Raw genomic sequence first — 18311 nt, 5'->3', positions numbered from 1 at the left:
AATGTCCAAGGGGGCCGACAGGCGCGGCCCCCTTGCAATCGTTCATGCCTGTGCCGCGTCCCGGGCCCAGATCCGGCCCGAAACCCAGCCCAGCACCGCCCAGACCGCCAGACCCACGCCCAGCACATGCGCCGCATAGGCCGCCGAAAGTTCGGGCGGGGCGCTGCCGGCGTAAAAGTCCAGATGCGGGGCGCCGATCACATGCGGCGCCGCCAGCAGCAGCACCGCCACCGGCACCAGCCAGAGCGCGCGGCCATAGCCCAGCAGCAGCAGGCCGCCGCCCGTCGCGATGGCGGTCAGCCACCACCAGACCTGCCGGTCGCCCAGGGCGGCCGAGGCCGTGCCGGGCAGTTCCGGCGCCAGACCCATGGCCGGGGCCATCTGGAAGGTCACAAAGCCCGCGACCCCCCAGATCAGCCCGGTCGTGGCATCGATCTTGCGGCCGATGGATGCCGCCAGACCAAAGCCCGCGAACAGCAGCAGCGCATAGCTGACATAGATCATGACCGAGAACATCACCGTCAGCGCATTGCGCTGAAGCGTCGAGGTCTCGCCTTCGGCGGCGCCGTGTTCGTGGTCATGGGCCTCGGCGGTGGCCCCATGGTCGTGGCCCTCTGCCGCAGTCGGGGCCGGCGCGGGGGCCGTCTCGAAATGCGTCAGTTCGCCGGTTTCATAAAGCTCGCCTTCCAGGATCAGGCTCTGGATGAAGGCGAAATGCAGAATTGCCGCAAGCAAGCCTGCGGCAAGACCGGCGATCAACGCGCCGGTAACCAGTCTTTTCAGCATGGAACCGCTTTCGCCCTCAGTGGCAGGGGAAGCCGGTCGCGTGGCGCATGTCATGCGCGGCATCGTGCAGGGTCTGCGACTGCACATGGCCCGCCACCACCATCAGCGCAAGACCAAGGGCTGCGGTCACCAGAATCTGCGCCAGGCCGGTCTTGGCTTTGGTCGCGGTCGCGTTCAGGGTCGTCATCATCTCATGTCTCCGGCCGTCACACCCGACGGCATAAGGTTGCACCATGCAGGGCCGGTCTCCTGGCTTGCGGGTCGCTGCGACCTTCGCCTTCCCATCCGGTTTCCCGGACAGTGGCTCTTGAAGGCCGCTCGCCGCTGACAGTCGCGGGGGCGGCTGGGGCAAGGGGCGCCGCTTTTGGTCCGCCCCGTCCCCATTCCCGTTTCAGTCCCGGCGCTTTGCACCTTGATGGGACACCTTGCCCTGTCTTCATGCGCCCTGCGCCCCGCTCCGGTCAAGCCCAATCGCGACCTCGCGGATGCTTTTCCCGGCGCTGTCGCGCCCTAGCCGGGGATCCGCGCCAGCGCCTTCAGGCGCAAGGCACCCAAGGGGCGCGCATCGGCCAGGACGCCATCGGGCGCGGCGGCATAAAGCCCTGCAAAGACAACAAGATCGGGCAGGTCCGACTCGGTCAGGTCGCCGAAAAGATAGGCGGTCTTGCCCTTGTCGCGAAAGGCGCATGTCGATCCGCGCGCGCAACCCGACATGCACTCGGTCAGCGCGATTTCGGCCCCGATTCCGGCCGCCGCCAATGCGGCGTCCAGATGCGCGGCAAAGCCCGCGCGGCCAAGCGCGCAAGACCCGCAAAGCGTGATCTTCATTCCACCGCCCCGGACAGCGGGCCATAGAGGATCAGCGCCGGATGTTCGCCCTGCCCCTCGGCCCGCAGCGCGGCGGCGATGCCCGCCACCGTGCCGCGCTCCAGCCGCTGATGCGGATGGCTGACGGCCTCGGCCAGCAGGGCGGGGGTGTCGGGCGGCAGACCGGCGGCGATCAGCCGCTCGGCCAGCACGGGGAAGGTGCGCTTGCCCATATAGACTACGGTCGTGGCATTCGCATCGGCCAGCGCCGCCCAGTTCAGGCTGTCGGGCAGGCCGCCGGTCACATCCGCGCCAGTCACGAATTGCACCCGCCGCGCGGTCAGGCGCCGGGTCAGCGGAATCGCCGCCGCTGCCGCCGCCGCACAGGCCGAGGGCACGCCCGGCACGATCTCGAACCCGATCCCGGCCTCGGTCAGGGCGGTGATTTCCTCCTCCAGCCGGCCAAAGATGCCGCTGTCGCCGGATTTCAGCCGCACCACCCGCGCGCCGGTCAGTGCATGATCGACCAGAAGGCGGTTCACATGATCCTGCTTGGCGCTTGGCCGCCCGGCACGTTTGCCCACGGCGATCAACTCCGCCTGCGGCCCGGCCTTGGACAGGATCGGCCCCGAGGCCAGATCGTCGAACAGGATCACATCGGCCTCCGCCAGTCGCGCGGCGGCCTTGAGGGTCAGAAGCTCCGGGTCGCCGGGGCCGGAAGAAACGAAAGAGACGAAGCCGGTCATGCCTGGGACTCTGCTGCTGCGATCAGGTGAAAGAATGTGCCGCTGACACGGCCGCCACCAGCCATATCACGGCTTGAACCGGTTTCCGCAACCGGATCGCCGTTTGCATCGGCAACCTGTGCCAGCGCTGCATCGGGTTGCGCCAGAATGGTGGCGTAATGGAATTCGTGCCCGCGCAGCGCACCGCCCGCCGGCGCCCAGGGCAGCGGGCGCAGGGGCCGGGCCAGACGGTAGCCCAGATGCATCTTGCGCTTGGCAAAGCTGGTTTCCAGCCCCAGCAGCCCCACCATTTCATGCCTTGTGCCATCGGCGGCCACCAGACCGGCGCCCAGTGTCATGTAGCCGCCGCATTCGCCATGGACAGGCCGCGTTTGCGCAAAGGCGCGCAGGCCCTCGCGGAATCCGGTGCAGGCTGACAAGCGCGGTGCGTGCAGTTCGGGATAGCCGCCGGGCAGCCAGCAGACCGTGGCGCTGTCATCCGGCACCTCGTCCGCCAGGGGCGAAAACGGCAGGATCGTCGCGCCCTGTGCCCGCCAATCGGCCAGAAGATGCGGATAGACAAAGGAAAACGCGGCGTCGCGGGCCAGCGCAATCCGTTCGCCCGGCGCGGGCATTGGTTTTGCCTGCACCGGCAGGGTGCGGGTCGGGCGGGCGGCGGCGCGAATGGCATCCAGGTCGCAATGCGCCGCGACGAATTCGGCAGCCTCGGCCAGAAGCGCCTGCAATTGCGGCAACTCCTCAGCCTGGACCAGCCCCAGATGGCGTTCCGGCAACGCGACCGAGGCGCGGCGGGGCAGGGCGCCCAGCACCGGCAGACCCGCCGCCGCCATGCCCGCGCGCACCAGCGCCTCATGCCGGGGCGAGGCGACCTTGTTCAGGATCACCCCGGCCAGCGGCACATCGGCGCGAAACCGCGCCAGCCCCGCCGCCACCGCCGCCGCCGTCTGCGCCTGACCCGAGACATCCAGCACCAGCAGCACCGGCCAGCCCATCCGGGCCGCGATATCGGCGCTGGCGCCATTGCCGGTCTCGCCCGGCAGCGCCACGCCGTCGAACAGACCCATCGACCCCTCGGCCAGCACCAGATCGGCGCCGGTGGCCGCGCAGGCCAGCCCCGCCAGACGGCCCCGGCTCATCGCCCAGCTGTCCATGTTGACCGAAACCCGCCCCGCCGCCGCGCTGTGAAAGGCGGGGTCGATGTAATCCGGCCCGCTCTTGAACGGCTGCACCGCCAGCCCGCGCGCCCGGAAGGCCGCCAGCAGGCCCAGCGTGACCGTGGTCTTGCCGGTGCCCGAAGCCGGTGCCGAGATCAGAAGACCCGGCGCGGTCATGCGCTTTCCGGAAAGCGCGGGTTGGTGCCGACGGGCCGATAGCGGCGGTCGTAATCGCCCGCGTAAAGCCGGCTTTCGTCGAAACCCTCGGCTGCCAGTGCGCGCCCCACAAGGATCAGCGCCGTGCGTTCGCCCGCGCCGATCGCCGGGTCGAGCTCGGCCAGCGTGGTGCGGATCACCCGCTGGTCGGGCCAGCTGGCGCGGAACACCACGGCGACCGGGCAATCGGCGCCGTAATGCGGCACGAGGTCGGTCTTGACCCGGTCCAGCACATGCACCGACAGGTGAATGGCCAGCGTGGCGCCGGTGCGGGCGAAATTCTCCAGGCTCTCGCTCTCGGCCATCGCGGTTGCGCGGCCGGTGGTGCGGGTCAGGACAACCGATTGCGCGACGCCCGGCAGGGTCAGTTCCGCCCCCAGCACGGCGGCGGCGGCGGCAAAGGACGGCACGCCCGGCGTCACGTCATAGGGGATGTTCAGCGCGCGCAGCCGGCGCAGCTGTTCGCCCATGGCCGACCAGACCGACAGATCGCCGGAATGCAGCCGCGCGACATCATGCCCTTCGGCATGGGCATCGGCGATCTCGGCCATGATCTCGTCCAGGCTGAGCGAGGCGGTGTTGACGATCCTTGCCCCCGGCGGGCAATGCGCCAGCAGGGCCTCGGGCACCAGACTGCCGGCGTAAAGGCAGACCGGGCAGGCGGCGATCAGGTCGCGCCCGCGCAGGGTGATGAGGTCGGCCGCGCCCGGCCCGGCGCCGATGAAATGAACGGTCATGCGATGTCTCCGATAGGGCGGGGCGATGGGGCTTCGGCCATGGCGGCGGTGGCCATGCCGTCGGGGGTTGCGATGCGGGCGACGGTCAGGTGGGCGCCCGGCCCGGCGCCGGCCAGAGCCGCGGCCTCGGCCAGCGATCCGGTGCCGAACCGCGCCTGCACGCGGGGCGAAAGGGTGGGCGTGTTGATCCCGGCCAGATCGGGCAGGGCCAGCACCGGCAGGCCGCGCGCCCGGGCCAGTGCCTGCAATGCGTCAGCCCCGGCCTTGACGGCAAGGGTGGCCAGCGCCTCGGCCCGGCCACCCCGCGCCTCGACCTCGGCCAGGGCGGCGGCCAGCGAGGCCAGCGGGGCCGCCGCGCGAAATCCGATCCCGGCGACCCTCATCGCGTCACGCTCCATTGCACCACGGGGCGGGCGGCCTGCCAGCCGCGCATCCGGCCCAGCGGCGCCGCCTCGGCCAGATCGACGCGCAACAGGCTGCCACCATGGCGGGCATGCAGGCCCGCCAGCAGCGCCTCGGTTTCCAGCGTCACGCCATTGGCGACCAGCCGCGTGCCCGCTGGCATCGCCGCCCAAAGCGCCTCATGCAGCGCGGCATCGCCGCCGCCGCCGACAAAGACCGCATCCGGCGCCGGCAGGCCGGCCAAAGCGACGGGGGCGGCGCCCTCGATCACCGTCAGGCGATGCGCCAGACCGAAATCCGCGGCATTGCGGCGGATATTGGCGGCGCGGTCGGCCCGCGTCTCGATCGTGCTGGCATGGCCGCCGGCCAGACACCATTCGACCGAGATCGACCCCGAACCGCCGCCGATATCCCATAGATGATCGCCCGGCCGGGGGGCGAGCGCCGAAAGCGTCAGCGCCCGCACCGGGCGTTTGGTGATCTGGCCGTCATGGTGGAACATGTCGTCAGGCAGGCCGCCGGCACGCGGCAGACCGGCCGCGCGGGGCAAATCGGCGCCATCCAGCGCCACCGCCACCGGCGCGGCGATATCGGTCCAGCCGGCGCCCTGCCGCAGCCGCTCACGCGGGCCGCCAAGCGCCTCGCAGACGGTGATCCGGGTGGCGCCAAAGCCGTTTGCATCCAGCCAGCCGGCCAGTTCTGCCACCGCCGCGCCGTCGCGCAGCGTGGCGATCACCCGGACACCACGCGCCAGCACGGGGCGCAGCCGCGCGAAAGGCGCGGCATGCAGGCCCAGGCAATGCACCTCCTCCAGCCGCCAGCCCATGCGGGCCGCCACCAGCGAGAAGGTGCCCGCCACCGGAAAGGCGCGCCATTCCTCGGGCGCCAGATGCCGCGCGACCGACCCGCCCGCGCCGAACCAGAACGGATCGCCCGAGACCAGCATCGCCACCCGCCGCCCGCGCAGGGCCAGTAGCGGCGCAAGGTCGAACGGCACCGGCCAGTCGCGCCCGCGCCCGCCCGCGCCCACCAGCGCCAGATGCCGGGGGCCGCCGAACACGATCTCGGCCGCCGCCAGCGCATCGCGGCTTGCCTCTGACAGGCCCGCCGGTCCATCTTCGCCCAGACCGATGATCGACAGCCAGGGCTCAGCCATGACATGCATCCTTTTGCTGGGCGGCACGACCGAAGCCAGCCGTATGGCCCGCGCCCTGGCCGAGGCCGGACTGGCGGCCGAGTTTTCCTATGCCGGGCGCACCGAGGCGCCGGTGGCGCAACCGCTGCCGACCCGTGTGGGCGGCTTTGGCGGCGTGGCGGGGCTGGTGGATTATCTCCGCGCGCGGGGCATCAGCCATTTGATCGACGCCACCCACCCCTTTGCCGCACAGATGAGCCGCAACGCCATTGCCGCCTGCGCCGAGACCGGCACCGCGCTGATCGGGCTGGAACGCCCGGCCTGGGCCGCGCAGCCGGGCGACCGCTGGACCCATGTTGCCGATATCGCGGGCGCCGTCGCGGCCCTGCCCGAGGCGCGCGCGCGGGTGTTCCTGGCCATCGGCAAGCAGACGCTGGCGCCCTTTGTCGCCCGGCCACAGCATCACTACCTGCTCCGGCTGGTCGATCCGCCCGAGGGCGCGTTGCCCTTGCCCGATGCCGCCGCGGTCATCGCGCGCGGGCCGTTCGACCTGGCCGGCGATACCGCGCTGCTGCGCGATCACGCCATCACCCATGTCGTTGCCAAGAATGCCGGCGGCGCCGGTGCCAGCGCCAAGCTGGAGGCCGCGCGCGCCCTGGGCCTGCCCGTCATCCTGATCGACCGCCCCCGCCTGCCGCCCCGGCAGGTCAGCGCGACGGTCGAAGGCGTGATGGGCTGGCTGGCGGGTCATACCGCCCCCTCGACCGAGCGGGGCGTATAGACCCAGCGACCCACCCGCCGCGTGGCGGCATTGCCGACGATGACGACGGTGCGCATATCGGCCATTTCCGGCGTGGCATCGGCCAGCGTCACCGTCTCGATCCGTTCCTCGGGGGTGGTGACGGCGCGGGCGAACAGGATCAGCCGCGCCCCCTCGCATTCCTCGCGCAGGATCTCCAGCACGCGGGCAAACTGATGCGGGCGCGATCTGGAACGCGGATTGTAGAAGGCCATGGCGAAACCGCCCTGCGCGGCGTGCCGCAACCGGCGTTCCACCTCGGCAAAGGGTTTGAGGTTGTCGCTCAGGTTGATCGCGCAGAAATCATGGCCCAGCGGCGCCCCCGCCCGTGCCGCCGCCGCCAGCATCGCGGTGATGCCGGGCAGGATGCGGATATCAAGGTCATGGCAGTCGGGCCGCGTCTCCAGCGCCTCGAACAGGGCGCTCGCCATGGCGAACACGCCCGGATCGCCGGACGAGACGATGACCACCCGCCGCCCGGCGCGCGCCATGTCCAGCGCGGCCTGCGCGCGGTCCAGCTCCACCCGGTTGTCCGAGGGGTGCAGCACCAGCCCCGGGCGCGGCGCCACCCGCGCGACATAGGGGATGTAGCCCACGATATCGGTCGCCTCGGCCAGGGCTGCCGTCACCTCGGGAGTGACCAGCGCCTCGGCCCCCGGGCCAAGGCCCGCGACGCTGATCCAGCCGGTCATTCCTCGCCCCCTGCCACCGGGCGGCGGCCATGGCCATGCACCAGCACGATCGCGAAATAGGGGCAATCGTCGCCCTTCACCTCGGCCAGGGGCTGCACGCGCTGGCCCGGCATGGTGCCGCGTTCGATCAGCACGGCATCCTGCAACCGGCCCGCCGCCGCCAGCGCGCGGCGCACGCGCGGCAGGTTGCGTCCGGTCTTCATGATGGCCAGCGCGTCGGAGCCCTGCATGTGGCGGGTCAGCTCGTCCTCGGGCAGGGTTCCCATCAGCACGGTCAGCACATCGTCGCCCCAGGTGATCGGCTGGCCGGTCGCGTTCCAGCAGCCGACCATGCCCGGAATGCCGGGGATCACCTCGACCGGCACCCGGTCCTTCAGCCGCACATAGAGATGCATGAAAGACCCGTAGAAGAACGGGTCGCCCTCGCACAGCACCACCACCTCTTGCCCCGCCGTGACCAGCGCGGCCAGCCGCTCTGTCCAGTCGTCGTAAAACGTGGCCAGAGCGCGGTTGTAATCGGGGCTGTCAAAGGGGATCTCGGTGGTGACGGGATATTCCATCGCATGTTCTACCGCGCCGGGGGCCAGCATCCCCTCGACGATGCGGCGGGCCTGGCCCTGACGGCCGGCCTTGCGGAAATAGGCGATATGGCGCCCGGCGCGGATCGCCCGGTCGGACCGGACCGAGATCAGGTCGGGATCGCCGGGGCCAAGCCCGGCGCAGATGATGCGGCCCATGATCATTCCTTGCGGCTGGCCAATGCGTTGACGGCGGCGACTGTGATCGCCGACCCGCCGAGCCGCCCCTCGACGATGACCGAAGGGGCAGGCGGTGCCGCCATCAGCGCCTCTTTCGATTCCGCCGCGCCGATGAAACCGACAGGGCAGCCGATGATCGCGGCAGGGCGCGGGCAAGCGGGGTCTTCCAGCATGTTGAGCAGATGGAACAGCGCGGTCGGCGCATTGCCGATCGCCACCACCGCGCCAGCCAGATGCGGGCGCCACAGCTCCACCGCCGCCGCGCTGCGGGTATTGCCGATCTCGGCCGCGAGCGCGGGGACCGAAGGATCGTGCAGGGTGCAGATCACCGCATTCTCCGCGGGCAGGCGCGCGCGGGTGATCCCCTCGCTGACCATGCGGGCATCGCACAGGATGGGGGCGCCGGCCTCCAGCGCGGCGCGGGCGGCAAGGGCCATGCCGGGGGTAAAGCGCACATGGCGTTCCAGCCCGACCATGCCGGCAGCATGGATCATGCGCACCACCACCACCTCCTCCTCGGGAGTGAAGCGGGCCAGATCGGCCTCGGCCCGGATGGTGGCGAAGGATTGCAGGTAAATCTTCGCGCCATCGGTTTCATAAAGATGCGGCATCAGAACAGTCCTTTCAGGTCCGGCGCGGCAGGGGCCGGCACGGACAGGCAGGGCGCATCCTGTGCGGTGCCCCCCTTGATCACGTCAAAACCTTGGGCTGTGGCGGTCAGCGTCACATCGGCCCGCGCCGGCAGGGCACAGCCCTTGGCGCAGCCCGAGACATGCAGCACCCGCCCCTCGGGCACCTGCGGCGCCAGCCGCCGGGCCAGATCGCGCACCGGCTGATGCGCCTGCAAACAGCCCGGCGCGCCGGTGCAGGCCACCACGCGGCGCAGCGGGTCGTCGGCATGCAGGATCAGGCCCGGCAGATCGGGCAGGGCGCGGGCGCCCTCGATCAGCAGCATCCGCCAGGGTGTGACGCGCAGCGCGCCATGGCGGGCCAGCGCCGCCAGCGTTTCGGCCTGCATCTGCCCGAAGGCAAAGCCCACCAGCGCGCCCTGCGGCACCAGGCCCGGGCCAGGCGGCGCGGCGGTGGTGGCAGGCGCCACGCGCCCGGCCAGTGCGCCTTCGGGCCGCGCGCCGCGCGCGATCAGCGCCGCCATGCGGCCCCTTCCGTTCTGTATGCCGCCCTGCGCCACGAACCATTCCGCCAGCGCCAGCGCCGCCTCTGGCGCCGCCGCGTCAGCGACCGGCGCGCCCAGCGGCGCCCCCTCGCAGCGCAGGATCAGCCCGCCATCCGCCGCGCGTTCCAGCCGGATATCGGCGGGCGTCGCGGTCATCAGCGGGGCGGGGCCGGTGTCGATGGCAAAGCCGAACTTGCCCGGCAGGGCGGGCGCACGCGGCAGCGCGGCGCCAAGCGCTGCGGCCAGCGCATCGGTCGCCGCATCGGCAAAGGGGGTGACCAGCAGATTGCGCCGCGCCTCGGCCGCCTGATCGGGGTCGATCAGGCCAAGCGCGCGCAGATCGGCGATCAGCGCCGGGTGGCGGTCCTCGGTCACGCCGCGCAACTGCACATTGCCGCGCGCCGACAGGTCAATCAGCCCGTTGCCATGCGCCCGGGCCGCCGCCGCGATGCCCGTGGCCTGCGCCGCGCTCAGCCGTCCTGCATCGGGGCGCACCCGCACGACCAGCCCGTCGCCCGACATCATCGGGCGCAGCGCGCCGGGGCACCAGCCCTGAACGGTGAATTCGGTCATGCCCGATCCTCCAGCGCGGCGGCGATGGAATTGCGGCGCGTGATCCACAGCCCCGCCTCGCGCAGCCGCCCGAACAGGTCGCGCAGCGCCGCCAGCGCAGCCGGGTTTTCGCGTGCCATGAACTCCACCAGATCGGCGCGGCCCAGCGTGGCCTCGTGGTAAAGATCGAACAGATGCGGCGGCACCACCCCCGCCAGATGGGCAAAGGCTGCCATGTGATCCAGCGTCGCCGCGATCTCGGCCGCGCCACGAAAGCCATGGCGCATCATGCCATCGGCCCAGCCGGGATCGGCGGCGCGGGCGCGCACCACGCGGGCAATTTCTTCGGGCAGGCTGCGCGCGCGCGGGCGGTCGGGCTGCGTGACATCAAGGTGATAGAGCGCGGGCCGCGCCGCCCCCAGACGCGCCAGCGCGGCGGCAAAGCCCGCCTCATGCGCGGCATAATCGGCGGCCAGCAGCAGGTCGCTTTCCGGCAGATCCTGCGCGTGGACGAAACTGTCGGCCCCCTTCAGCCGCGCCTCAAGCCGCGCCCGGTCGGGGCGCGACTGGCCATCGGCGCCAAGCGCCCAGCTTGAGGCCGTGATCCAGGCCTCGCCCGCCGCCGCCCGCGCCTCGGCGGTGAACTGGTCCATCGCCACGCCCATGCCCAGACCATATTGCCCGGGCCGGGGGCCAAAGACCCGCGCGCCCTGATCGCGATAGGGGTTGTCGCCCGCATCTTCGTCGCGCTGCGCCAAAGCGGCGGCCCCGGTTTCAAACAGCGCGGCCAGCCCCGGAAACACATCGCGGAACAGGCCCGAAACCCGCAGCGTCACGTCGATGCGCGGCCGGCCAAGCAGCGCCAGCGGCACGACCTCGACCCCCGTCACCCGGCCCGATTTCGCATCCCAGACCGGCGAAAGGCCGGCCAGATGCAGCGCCATGGCGAATTCCTCGCCCGCCGTGCGCATGGTGGCGCTGCCCCACAGATCCACCACCAGCCCGCGCGGCCAATCGCCCTGATCCTGCAAATGCCGGCGCAGCAGTTCCTCGGCCAGCTTCACGCCCTGGGCATGGGCGGCGCGGCTGGGCACCGATTGCGGATCGACGGCAAAGAGGTTGCGCCCGGTAGGCAGCACATCCGCCCGCCCCCGGTTGGGCGAGCCCGACGGCCCCGCCGCGACCCGCCGCCCGACCAGCGCGGCCCGCAGCCCGGCGCGTTCCTCGGGGCCGCAGGCGCCCTGGCCCAGCACATGCAGCCCGGCGCCATACTGGCTTTCCTTGATGTCGCAGACGAAACGGTCGATCCGGGTGATTGCCTCGGCCATGCTGGCCTCCGGCGGCAGGCCCAGATCATCCTCCACGCCGCTGGCGCGCGCCTCGTCGCGGATCGCGCCGATCAGCCGGTCGCGCCGCGCCGGATCCAGCCCGTCGGCGGTGGAATATTCATCGAGCAGCCGTTCCAGATGCTGCATCCCCTCGGGCATGGTGCCCTGCACCAGTGGCGGCGGCAGATGGCCCAGCGTCAGCGCGCCGATGCGGCGCTTGGCCTGCGCGGCCTCGCCCGGGTCGTTGACGATGAAGGGATAGATCACCGGCAAGGCCCCGATCAGCGCCTCGGGCCAGCAATCGGGGCCAAGCGCCACCGATTTGCCCGGCAGCCATTCCAGCGTGCCATGCGCGCCCATATGCAGCAGCGCATCCACCCGCTGAGCCCGCAGCCAGAGGTAAAAGGCCACATAGCCATGGCGCGGCGTGCGGGCCAGATCGTGATAATCGCCGTCGCGGGTGGTCACGTCGCCGCGTTCGGGTTGCAGCGCGATCAGCGCCTTGCCCCGATGCAGCGCGGCAAAGTGAAAGGCGCCGTCCTGAACCGCCGGGTCATCCTCGGGCGCGCCCCAGGCATCGGTCAGCGCCTGGTGCAGCGCGGCGGGCAGGGTGGCCAGCGCCGCGCGGTATTCGGCCAGCGGCCAGGTCTCGCGGGTTTCCAGCAGGGCAGGGCCAAGCCGCTCGCCCGGCGTGACGGCGTAACCCGCATCCGCCAGATCGGCGAGCAGCGCCTCGGTCGAGGCCAGCGCGTCCAGCCCGACGGCATGGGCGATCTGATGCGCGCGGCCGGGATAGGTGGACAGCACCACCGCCAGCCGCTTTTCCGCCGCAGGCGTCGCGGCCAGCCGCAACCAGGCCGCCACCTTGGCCACCACGGCGGCCACGCGCCCGGCATCGGCCCGATGCGCAAAGCGCGAGAATTGCAGCGCATCGTCGCGCCGCCCCGGTGATTTGAAGGACACAAGCCCCGCAAACAGCCGCCCGTCCACCTCGGGCAGCACGACATGCATGGTCAGATCGGCGGGCGACAGCCCGCGGTCAGACCCCGCCCAGTCGCGCCGCCGCGCGGTTGAAAGCGAGACCTGAAACACCGGGCAATCGGCGGCGTCGAAGGGGGTCGTGCCATCCTCGGCCCGGGAGGAAAAGGCGGTAGCGTTCACGATGGCCAAGGGCGGCTGACGCTCCAGCCAGGGGCGGAGCCAATCCGCCACCCCCGGCGCCTTGAGCGACGGCGCAAACACCCCGCAAGCCGCGAAACCGGCGGCACGAAAGCCCCGGATCAGCGCATCGACCGGGTCGGTATCGGCGGCGGTCAGATAGGATCGGTAAAAGCTGATCAGCACCGGCCGCCCCTCGGGCGGAGCGGCGATCACGCCCAGATCGGGGTCATAGAACCCCATATCCGGCACGCGCTTGTCACCCGGCACCGGCCCGGCATAAAGCCCGGCGGCCAGGCAAAGCTGTGCCAGCGCCGCCTGTGCCGCCACCGCGCCGCCGGCATCGCACAGGTCTTGCAGCCGCCGCAGCGTCGAGATCGGCAGGGTCGAGGCGGCATCGAGCGCGGCATCCACCCGCCCATCCGCCGGCAGGACCGCCAGCGCGATTCCCTTGCGCCGTGCCAGATCCTGCACCGAGGCCAGACCATAGGGCCAATAGGCCTCGCCGCCGATCAGCCGGATCAGGATCGCCTTCGCGCCCGACAGCGTGCGCTCCACATAGGTATCGACCGAAACCGGATGCCGCAGCGCCACGATGTTTTGCAGCCGCAGCCCGGGCAGCGCACCGCCCGCCCGATGCCAGCCCGCCGCGAAAGCCCCCAGATCGCTGTCGGAAAACGACAGCACCACCAGATCCGCGGGGTCTTGCCCGGGATCATAGGGGGTGGCCGTTTCCTCCAGCCCGTGACTTTCGCGAAAGACGACGTGCATGGCCCGCGCTTACGCCCCCAGAACGGTGCGGATGGCGCCGGGGTCGATATCGTGATGTTCGGCAATGACCACCAGCCGCGACTGGCGCGGGGCATCGCCCCAGGGGCGGTCGAACTGGTGGCGCACCCTTTCGCCCACGGCCTGCACCAGAAGGCGCATCGGCTTGCCTGTCACCGCGACATAGCCCTTGACCCGCAGCGCATGCTGTTCGCGGGCCAGCCGTTCGATCCGGGCGACCAGATCGGCGATATCGGCCACTTCGGGCAGGTCGATCACCACGCTGTCGAAATCGTCATGTTCATGATCGTCGGCGCCGTCATGATGGCTGGGGCGCGCGGCCAGATCATCCTCGGCGGCGGCGCCCAGACCCAGCACGACGCGCGGGTCGATCACCCCGTCGGTCATCGGCAGGATCGGCAGCGGGCGCGGCGCCTCGGCCTCGATCACCGCGCGGGCGGTGGCCAGCCCGGCCTCGCCGGCCAGATCGGCCTTGGAGAGCAGCACCAGATCGGCGCAGGCGATCTGATCCTCGAACACCTCCGACAGCGGGGTTTCGTGATCGAGACTGTCATCGGCGGCGCGCTGCGCATCGACCGCCGCGACATCGGGGGCAAAGCGGCCCGTCGCCACGGCCTCGGCATCGGCGAGGGCGATGACGCCATCGACGGTGATCTTCGACCGGATCGCCGGCCAGTCAAAGGCCTTGAGCAAGGGCTTGGGCAGCGCCAGGCCCGAGGTTTCGATCAGGATATGATCGGGCCGTTCCGGCCGCGCCATCAGTGCCTCGATCGTCGGGATGAAATCATCGGCCACGGTGCAGCAGATACAGCCATTGGCCAGTTCCACGATGTTTTCCACCGGGCAGTTTTCGTCGGCGCAGGATTTCAGGATATCGCCATCCACCCCCACCGTGCCGAATTCATTGACCAGAATGGCCAGCCGCTTGCCCTGCGGGTTCTGCATCAGATGGCGGATCAGCGTCGTCTTGCCCGCGCCCAGAAAGCCGGTGATGACGGTTACGGGGATCTTGGTCAGGTCGGTCATCGCGTGTCTCACTCCTGCGGGGGGATGCGCGCAAGGCTTTGCTTGCGAAAGATTTCGGGCCGTTCGCGCCAGGGCACCAGCCCGTCGGCAGTGCCGGCATAGGCGGCGGCGCCGGCCAGAATGGCGGGGGCGTCCTGGGGTGTCAGGCGGCCATAGACGTAAGACCACTTGCCCTTGAAGCTGAGCGCGACCGAACAGCCCTGGGTGCAGGCCGACAGGCATTCCACCAGCCGGATCTCCACCCCTTCGGGGCAGGGCTCGGCTTGCAGGGCGGCGGCCAGCTGGCTGCCGGGGCGCGGCGCCTCCGGCTCTGCCGGGGTTTGCCCGCGGCAGGTGGTGCAGACGTGAAGAACAGCGCCCATCGGCCCCTCGTTCCTGTGGCGCGGGATGAGAGGGGCCAGAGGGGCCGCCTGCGCGGCACCATCCGGTCGCGGCACACCCCGTCCGCCCGTTGATCGTCGCGCTGGCAGGTCTCCCGGCTTGCGGAGCGGGTTTCCCCCCGGCCGCGCCTTCCCGGATTGCTCCAGTGGCGATGCGGCCTCTCCGGTCACGGTCGCGGGGGCGGCTGCGCTTGGCCCTGTGCGGGCCTGTCGCATTCCCTCTTGGCCTGCCGATATGGCAGGAACCAGCCTGACTGCCTTGGGGCAGTTTCCCCCCCGAGTCAAGCCGGCGCGCGGCGCATCCGGGACCGGGGGCGACATGTCGCGGAAAGGGGCGATCATGGGCGATATCGGGGTCTGGCTGGTCTTTGCGCATCTCCTGGGCGCCTGCGTCTGGGTGGGCGGCCATCTGGTGCTGGCGCTGCGCATCCTGCCCGCCGCGCTGCGGGCGCGCGATGTGGGGGCCATCCAGCGTTTCGAGGCCGCGTTCGAGGGGCTGGGCCTGCCCGCCTTCGCGCTTCAGGTGGCGACGGGGCTGTGGCTTGCGCTGCGCCTGTCGCCCGATCCCTGTGCCTGGCTCGATCTGTCCGATCCGCTGTCGCGGGCGATCCTGCTCAAGCTGGGGTGTCTGGCAGCCTCGGTCGCGCTGGCGGCCCATGCGCGGCTGCGGCTGATCCCCGATCTGCGGACGGAAACCCTGCCGGCGCTGGCCGGCCATATCCGCGCGATCACCGCCGTTTCGGTGATCTTCGTGCTGGCCGGCGCCAGTATCCGGGCGGGCGGTCTGGGCCTCTGACCCGTCGGCTTCACCCTACCGGCCCGCGCCGGGATCGGCTAGCCTTGCCCCCGACACAGGAGATGCAGATGACCGAAGACAGCCCCACCACCCCCGAGGATCTGGCCCGCCATGCCAGCAAGATGGCCAAGAAAAAGGCCGCGCGCGACAAGATCATGGCCACGAAATCGGGCGAAAAGGGGCTGATCATCGTCCATACCGGGCCGGGCAAGGGCAAATCCTCGTCCGGCTTCGGCATGATCCTGCGCTGCATCGCGCATGGGATGCCCTGCGCCGTGGTGCAGTTCATCAAGGGCGCCTGGGATACCGGCGAGCGCCGCCTGATCGAGGGGCATTTCGGGGACCTCTGCCAGTTTCACGCCATGGGCGAGGGCTTTACCTGGGAAACCCAGGACCGCACCCGCGACATCGCGGCGGCGCAGGCCGGCTGGGAAAAAGCCAAGGAATTGATCCGCAACCCGGAAATCCGTTTCGTGCTGCTCGATGAGATCAATATCGCGCTGCGCTACGACTACCTGGATATCGACGAGGTTCTGGCCTTTCTGGCGGCCGAAAAACCGCCCCTGACCCATGTCTGCCTGACCGGCCGCAACGCGAAAGAGCCGCTGATCGAGGCGGCCGATCTGGTCACCGAAATGACGCTGGTCAAGCACCCGTTCCGGTCGGGCATCAAGGGCCAGCCGGGGGTGGAGTTCTGATCCACGGCCCGGATTTTCCGGCTTTACGCAGCGGAAAATCCCCGCTACCCAAATAGGCGAATCTGTTGGGGTGCCCTGTTGCAGGGGCTGAGAGGCGCAAGCCAACCCATTGAACCTGAACCGGTTAGGACCGGCGTAGGAAACAGAACTCGGCCGCCTTTGACCGCGTGCCGACGCCCGTATCCCATGCCCGCCCGACCCCTGGCACGGAATGCGGATATGGCCACAGCCATCGCCTTGACCATTGCGGGATCCGACAGCGGCGGCGGCGCCGGTGTGCAAGCCGATCTCAAATCCTTTGCCGCTCTGGGCGTCTATGGCGCCAGCGTCATCACCGCCGTCACCGCGCAGAACACCCGTGCCGTCACCGCGATCCATCCGGTGCCCGTCGAGGTGGTCACGGCCCAGATCGCGGCGGTGCTGGAGGATCTGGCGCCGGGCGCGATCAAGATCGGCATGCTGGGCGATGCGGCGCTGATCGCGGCGGTGGCCGAGGCGCTGTCGGACTATCGTGGGCCGGTGGTGCTGGACCCGGTGATGGTGGCGAAATCCGGGGCGCAATTGCTGCCCGATGCCGCCACCAGGGCGCTGCGCCGCCACCTTCTGCCGCGCGCCACCCTGCTGACCCCCAACCTGCCCGAATCCGCCCGCCTGCTGGGCGCGCCCGAGGCGGCGGATGAAGCCGCGCAACGCGCACAGGGTCGCGCCCTGCGCGCGCTTGGCCCGCAGGCCGTGCTGATGAAGGGCGGCCATGCCAAGGGGCCGGATTGCGTGGATTGGCTGATCGAGGCCGGGGGTGAGACCTGCCTGCGCGCCCCGCGCATCGCCACCCGCAACACCCATGGCACCGGGTGCAGCCTGTCTTCGGCCATCGCGGCGGGGCTGGCGCGTGGCCTGCCGCTGCCCGAGGCGGTGGCGCGCGCGCAATCCTGGCTGCACGGCGCCATCGCCGCCGCCGACCGGCTGGCGGTTGGCCAGGGTCACGGCCCGGTCCATCATTTTCACGAGGTCTGGGCATGACCGCTGAAGCCACCATTCTGGGCGCCGGCGTCATGGGCCTTTGCGCCGCGGCCGAATTGTCGGCGCGGGGCGTTGCGGTGACGGTGATCGACCCCGCCGGGGGGCCGGGGCCGCAGGGCTGTTCCTGGTGGGCGGGCGGCATGCTGGCCCCCGATTGCGAAGGCGCATTGGCCGAGGAGCCGGTGGTGCGGCTGGGCCATCGCGCCGCCGACTGGTGGCAGGCACAGGGCGCCAGCCTCACCCGCGCCGGCACGCTGGTCGTGACGCCGGGCCGCGACCGGGGCGAGCTGGACACCTTTGCCCGCCGCACGACCCGCCACCGCTGGCTTGATGCCGCGGGCATCGCGCAGGCCGAACCGCTGCTGGCCGGCCGTTTCGACCGCGCCCTGCTGATGGAGGCCGAGGCGCATCTGACTCCGCGCCAGGCGCTGACCGATCTGCGGGCGCGGCTGATCGCGCGCGGCGTGGATTTCTGCGCCGAGGCACCGATGTGGGGCACACGGGTCGATTGCCGCGGCAGCGCCGCCCGCGACATCCTGCCCGCCTTGCGCGGGGTGCGGGGTGAAATGGTGGTGTTGCGCGCGCCCGATCTGGCCCTGTCGCGCCCGGTGCGGCTGCTGCATCCGCGCTTTCCGCTTTATGTCGTGCCGCGCGGCGATGGCGTGTTCATGCTGGGCGCGACCCAGATCGAAAGCGGCGCGCGCGGCGGCGCGACCCTGCGATCGGTGGTCGAATTGCTGAACGCGGCCTATGCGCTGCACCCCGCCTTTGCCGAGGCGGAGCTGCTGGAAATCGGCTGCGACGCGCGCCCCGCCTTTCCCGACAACCTGCCCCGCATCGGCCCGGCCGAGGGGGGCATCTACCTTAACGGCCTGTTCCGGCACGGGTTTCTGCTGGCCCCCGCGCTGGCGGGCATGGCCGCCGACTGGCTGCTGACAGGCAAAAAACCGGAGTTCTGGCATGAAGATCATCGTGAACGGTGAAAGCGTGGAAAGCGGGGCCGCGACCCTTGCGGATCTGCTGGTCGATCTGGGCCATGGCGGGGCCGCCGTGGCGACGGCGGTGAATGAGGGCTTTGTGCCCGCCACCGCCCGCGCGAACTGCCCCCTGCGCCCGGGCGACCGGGTGGAAATCGTCGCGCCGCGGCAGGGGGGCTGA

General features: G+C 70.9%; 21 protein-coding genes and 3 riboswitches. Of the genes, 6 read left to right on the top strand and 15 right to left on the bottom strand.

What is annotated here, in order from left to right; translation table 11 throughout:
• Window positions 1-42 precede the first annotated feature (42 nt).
• The 8 genes from FOA17_RS10045 to cbiE form a co-directional block, all read right to left on the bottom strand.
• Entirely contained in the window at window positions 43-786 is a 744-nt protein-coding gene (locus tag FOA17_RS10045; RefSeq protein WP_149141328.1) for a CbtA family protein, read from the bottom strand.
• 16 nt (window positions 787-802) lie between these two features.
• On the bottom strand, window positions 803-973 hold the full coding sequence (locus tag FOA17_RS10040) for a CbtB domain-containing protein (RefSeq protein WP_149141452.1): 171 nt from the start codon (window positions 971-973) through the stop codon (window positions 803-805).
• A 35-nt stretch (window positions 974-1008) separates the two neighbouring features.
• A riboswitch (cobalamin riboswitch) is annotated at window positions 1009-1229 on the bottom strand.
• Window positions 1230-1296: 67 nt separating this feature from the next.
• Window positions 1297-1614, bottom strand: a complete 318-nt coding sequence (locus tag FOA17_RS10035; RefSeq protein WP_149141327.1) for a DUF1636 family protein — start codon at window positions 1612-1614, stop codon at window positions 1297-1299.
• Window positions 1611-2339 carry a uroporphyrinogen-III C-methyltransferase gene (cobA, locus tag FOA17_RS10030; protein WP_149141326.1) on the bottom strand — a complete coding sequence of 243 codons (729 nt, stop codon included), beginning with the start codon at window positions 2337-2339 and terminating at the stop codon, window positions 1611-1613. Before cobA ends, FOA17_RS10035 begins: the two co-directional genes overlap by 4 nt.
• The gene (locus FOA17_RS10025; protein WP_149141325.1) at window positions 2336-3670 is read right to left on the bottom strand and encodes a cobyrinic acid a,c-diamide synthase CobB; all 1335 of its coding nucleotides are present in this window, start codon (window positions 3668-3670) and stop codon (window positions 2336-2338) included. The genes cobA and FOA17_RS10025 overlap by 4 nt, the downstream gene beginning before the upstream one ends.
• The gene (cobM, locus tag FOA17_RS10020; protein WP_149141324.1) at window positions 3667-4446 is read right to left on the bottom strand and encodes a precorrin-4 C(11)-methyltransferase; all 780 of its coding nucleotides are present in this window, start codon (window positions 4444-4446) and stop codon (window positions 3667-3669) included. Before cobM ends, FOA17_RS10025 begins: the two co-directional genes overlap by 4 nt.
• The gene (locus FOA17_RS10015; protein ID WP_149141323.1) at window positions 4443-4829 is read right to left on the bottom strand and encodes a cobalamin biosynthesis protein; all 387 of its coding nucleotides are present in this window, start codon (window positions 4827-4829) and stop codon (window positions 4443-4445) included. Before FOA17_RS10015 ends, cobM begins: the two co-directional genes overlap by 4 nt.
• Window positions 4826-6004 carry a precorrin-6y C5,15-methyltransferase (decarboxylating) subunit CbiE gene (cbiE, locus tag FOA17_RS10010; RefSeq protein ID WP_149141322.1) on the bottom strand — a complete coding sequence of 393 codons (1179 nt, stop codon included), beginning with the start codon at window positions 6002-6004 and terminating at the stop codon, window positions 4826-4828. The genes FOA17_RS10015 and cbiE overlap by 4 nt, the downstream gene beginning before the upstream one ends.
• Between cbiE and FOA17_RS10005 the strand changes: the two genes are divergently transcribed.
• The gene (locus FOA17_RS10005; protein ID WP_149141321.1) at window positions 6003-6764 is read left to right on the top strand and encodes a cobalt-precorrin-6A reductase; all 762 of its coding nucleotides are present in this window, start codon (window positions 6003-6005) and stop codon (window positions 6762-6764) included. The two genes, cbiE and FOA17_RS10005, sit on opposite strands and share 2 nt — an antisense overlap.
• Here FOA17_RS10005 and cobJ read toward each other — a convergent pair.
• The 7 genes from cobJ to FOA17_RS09970 are packed head-to-tail and all read right to left on the bottom strand — an operon-like array spanning window position 6731 to window position 14621.
• Window positions 6731-7474: a precorrin-3B C(17)-methyltransferase gene (gene cobJ, locus FOA17_RS10000; protein ID WP_149141320.1), complete on the bottom strand. Its 744-nt coding sequence runs from the start codon at window positions 7472-7474 to the stop codon at window positions 6731-6733. The two genes, FOA17_RS10005 and cobJ, sit on opposite strands and share 34 nt — an antisense overlap.
• Entirely contained in the window at window positions 7471-8211 is a 741-nt protein-coding gene (locus tag FOA17_RS09995) for a precorrin-2 C(20)-methyltransferase (protein ID WP_203232296.1), read from the bottom strand. Before FOA17_RS09995 ends, cobJ begins: the two co-directional genes overlap by 4 nt.
• A 2-nt stretch (window positions 8212-8213) precedes the next feature.
• Window positions 8214-8843 (bottom strand): precorrin-8X methylmutase, encoded by a 630-nt coding sequence (locus FOA17_RS09990; protein ID WP_149141319.1) that lies wholly within the window; start codon window positions 8841-8843, stop codon window positions 8214-8216.
• A complete protein-coding gene (cobG, locus tag FOA17_RS09985) occupies window positions 8843-9979 on the bottom strand; it encodes a precorrin-3B synthase (protein WP_149141318.1) in 1137 nt (378 codons plus the stop codon). Before cobG ends, FOA17_RS09990 begins: the two co-directional genes overlap by 1 nt.
• Window positions 9976-13215, bottom strand: coding sequence for a cobaltochelatase subunit CobN (cobN, locus tag FOA17_RS09980; protein ID WP_149141317.1), 3240 nt, complete (start codon window positions 13213-13215; stop codon window positions 9976-9978). The genes cobG and cobN overlap by 4 nt, the downstream gene beginning before the upstream one ends.
• 9 nt (window positions 13216-13224) lie before the next feature.
• The gene (gene cobW / locus FOA17_RS09975; protein ID WP_149141316.1) at window positions 13225-14259 is read right to left on the bottom strand and encodes a cobalamin biosynthesis protein CobW; all 1035 of its coding nucleotides are present in this window, start codon (window positions 14257-14259) and stop codon (window positions 13225-13227) included.
• A gap of 8 nt (window positions 14260-14267) precedes the next feature.
• Entirely contained in the window at window positions 14268-14621 is a 354-nt protein-coding gene (locus FOA17_RS09970; RefSeq protein WP_149141315.1) for a DUF1636 family protein, read from the bottom strand.
• Between the two features lie 86 nt (window positions 14622-14707).
• Window positions 14708-14904: riboswitch (cobalamin riboswitch) on the bottom strand.
• 54 nt (window positions 14905-14958) lie between these two features.
• Between FOA17_RS09970 and FOA17_RS09965 the strand changes: the two genes are divergently transcribed.
• The 5 genes from FOA17_RS09965 to thiS all read left to right on the top strand — a co-directional run bounded on the left by FOA17_RS09965 (window position 14959) and on the right by thiS (window position 18311).
• Window positions 14959-15435, top strand: coding sequence for a CopD family protein (locus tag FOA17_RS09965; protein WP_203232295.1), 477 nt, complete (start codon window positions 14959-14961; stop codon window positions 15433-15435).
• A 68-nt stretch (window positions 15436-15503) separates the two neighbouring features.
• The gene (gene cobO / locus FOA17_RS09960) at window positions 15504-16133 is read left to right on the top strand and encodes a cob(I)yrinic acid a,c-diamide adenosyltransferase (RefSeq protein ID WP_203232294.1); all 630 of its coding nucleotides are present in this window, start codon (window positions 15504-15506) and stop codon (window positions 16131-16133) included.
• A 56-nt stretch (window positions 16134-16189) separates the two neighbouring features.
• Window positions 16190-16292, top strand: a riboswitch (TPP riboswitch).
• Between the two features lie 60 nt (window positions 16293-16352).
• Window positions 16353-17153, top strand: coding sequence for a bifunctional hydroxymethylpyrimidine kinase/phosphomethylpyrimidine kinase (gene thiD / locus FOA17_RS09955; RefSeq protein WP_149141313.1), 801 nt, complete (start codon window positions 16353-16355; stop codon window positions 17151-17153).
• Window positions 17150-18136, top strand: a complete 987-nt coding sequence (locus tag FOA17_RS09950; protein WP_149141312.1) for an FAD-dependent oxidoreductase — start codon at window positions 17150-17152, stop codon at window positions 18134-18136. Before thiD ends, FOA17_RS09950 begins: the two co-directional genes overlap by 4 nt.
• On the top strand, window positions 18114-18311 hold the full coding sequence (thiS, locus tag FOA17_RS09945; RefSeq protein ID WP_149141311.1) for a sulfur carrier protein ThiS: 198 nt from the start codon (window positions 18114-18116) through the stop codon (window positions 18309-18311). Before FOA17_RS09950 ends, thiS begins: the two co-directional genes overlap by 23 nt.

It is taken from the genome of Gemmobacter caeruleus (assembly GCF_008271655.1).
GTDB lineage: Bacteria > Pseudomonadota > Alphaproteobacteria > Rhodobacterales > Rhodobacteraceae > Gemmobacter > Gemmobacter caeruleus.
The sequence above is the reverse complement of the archived record's forward strand: the minus strand, read 5'-3'. Positions and strand labels throughout refer to the sequence as shown.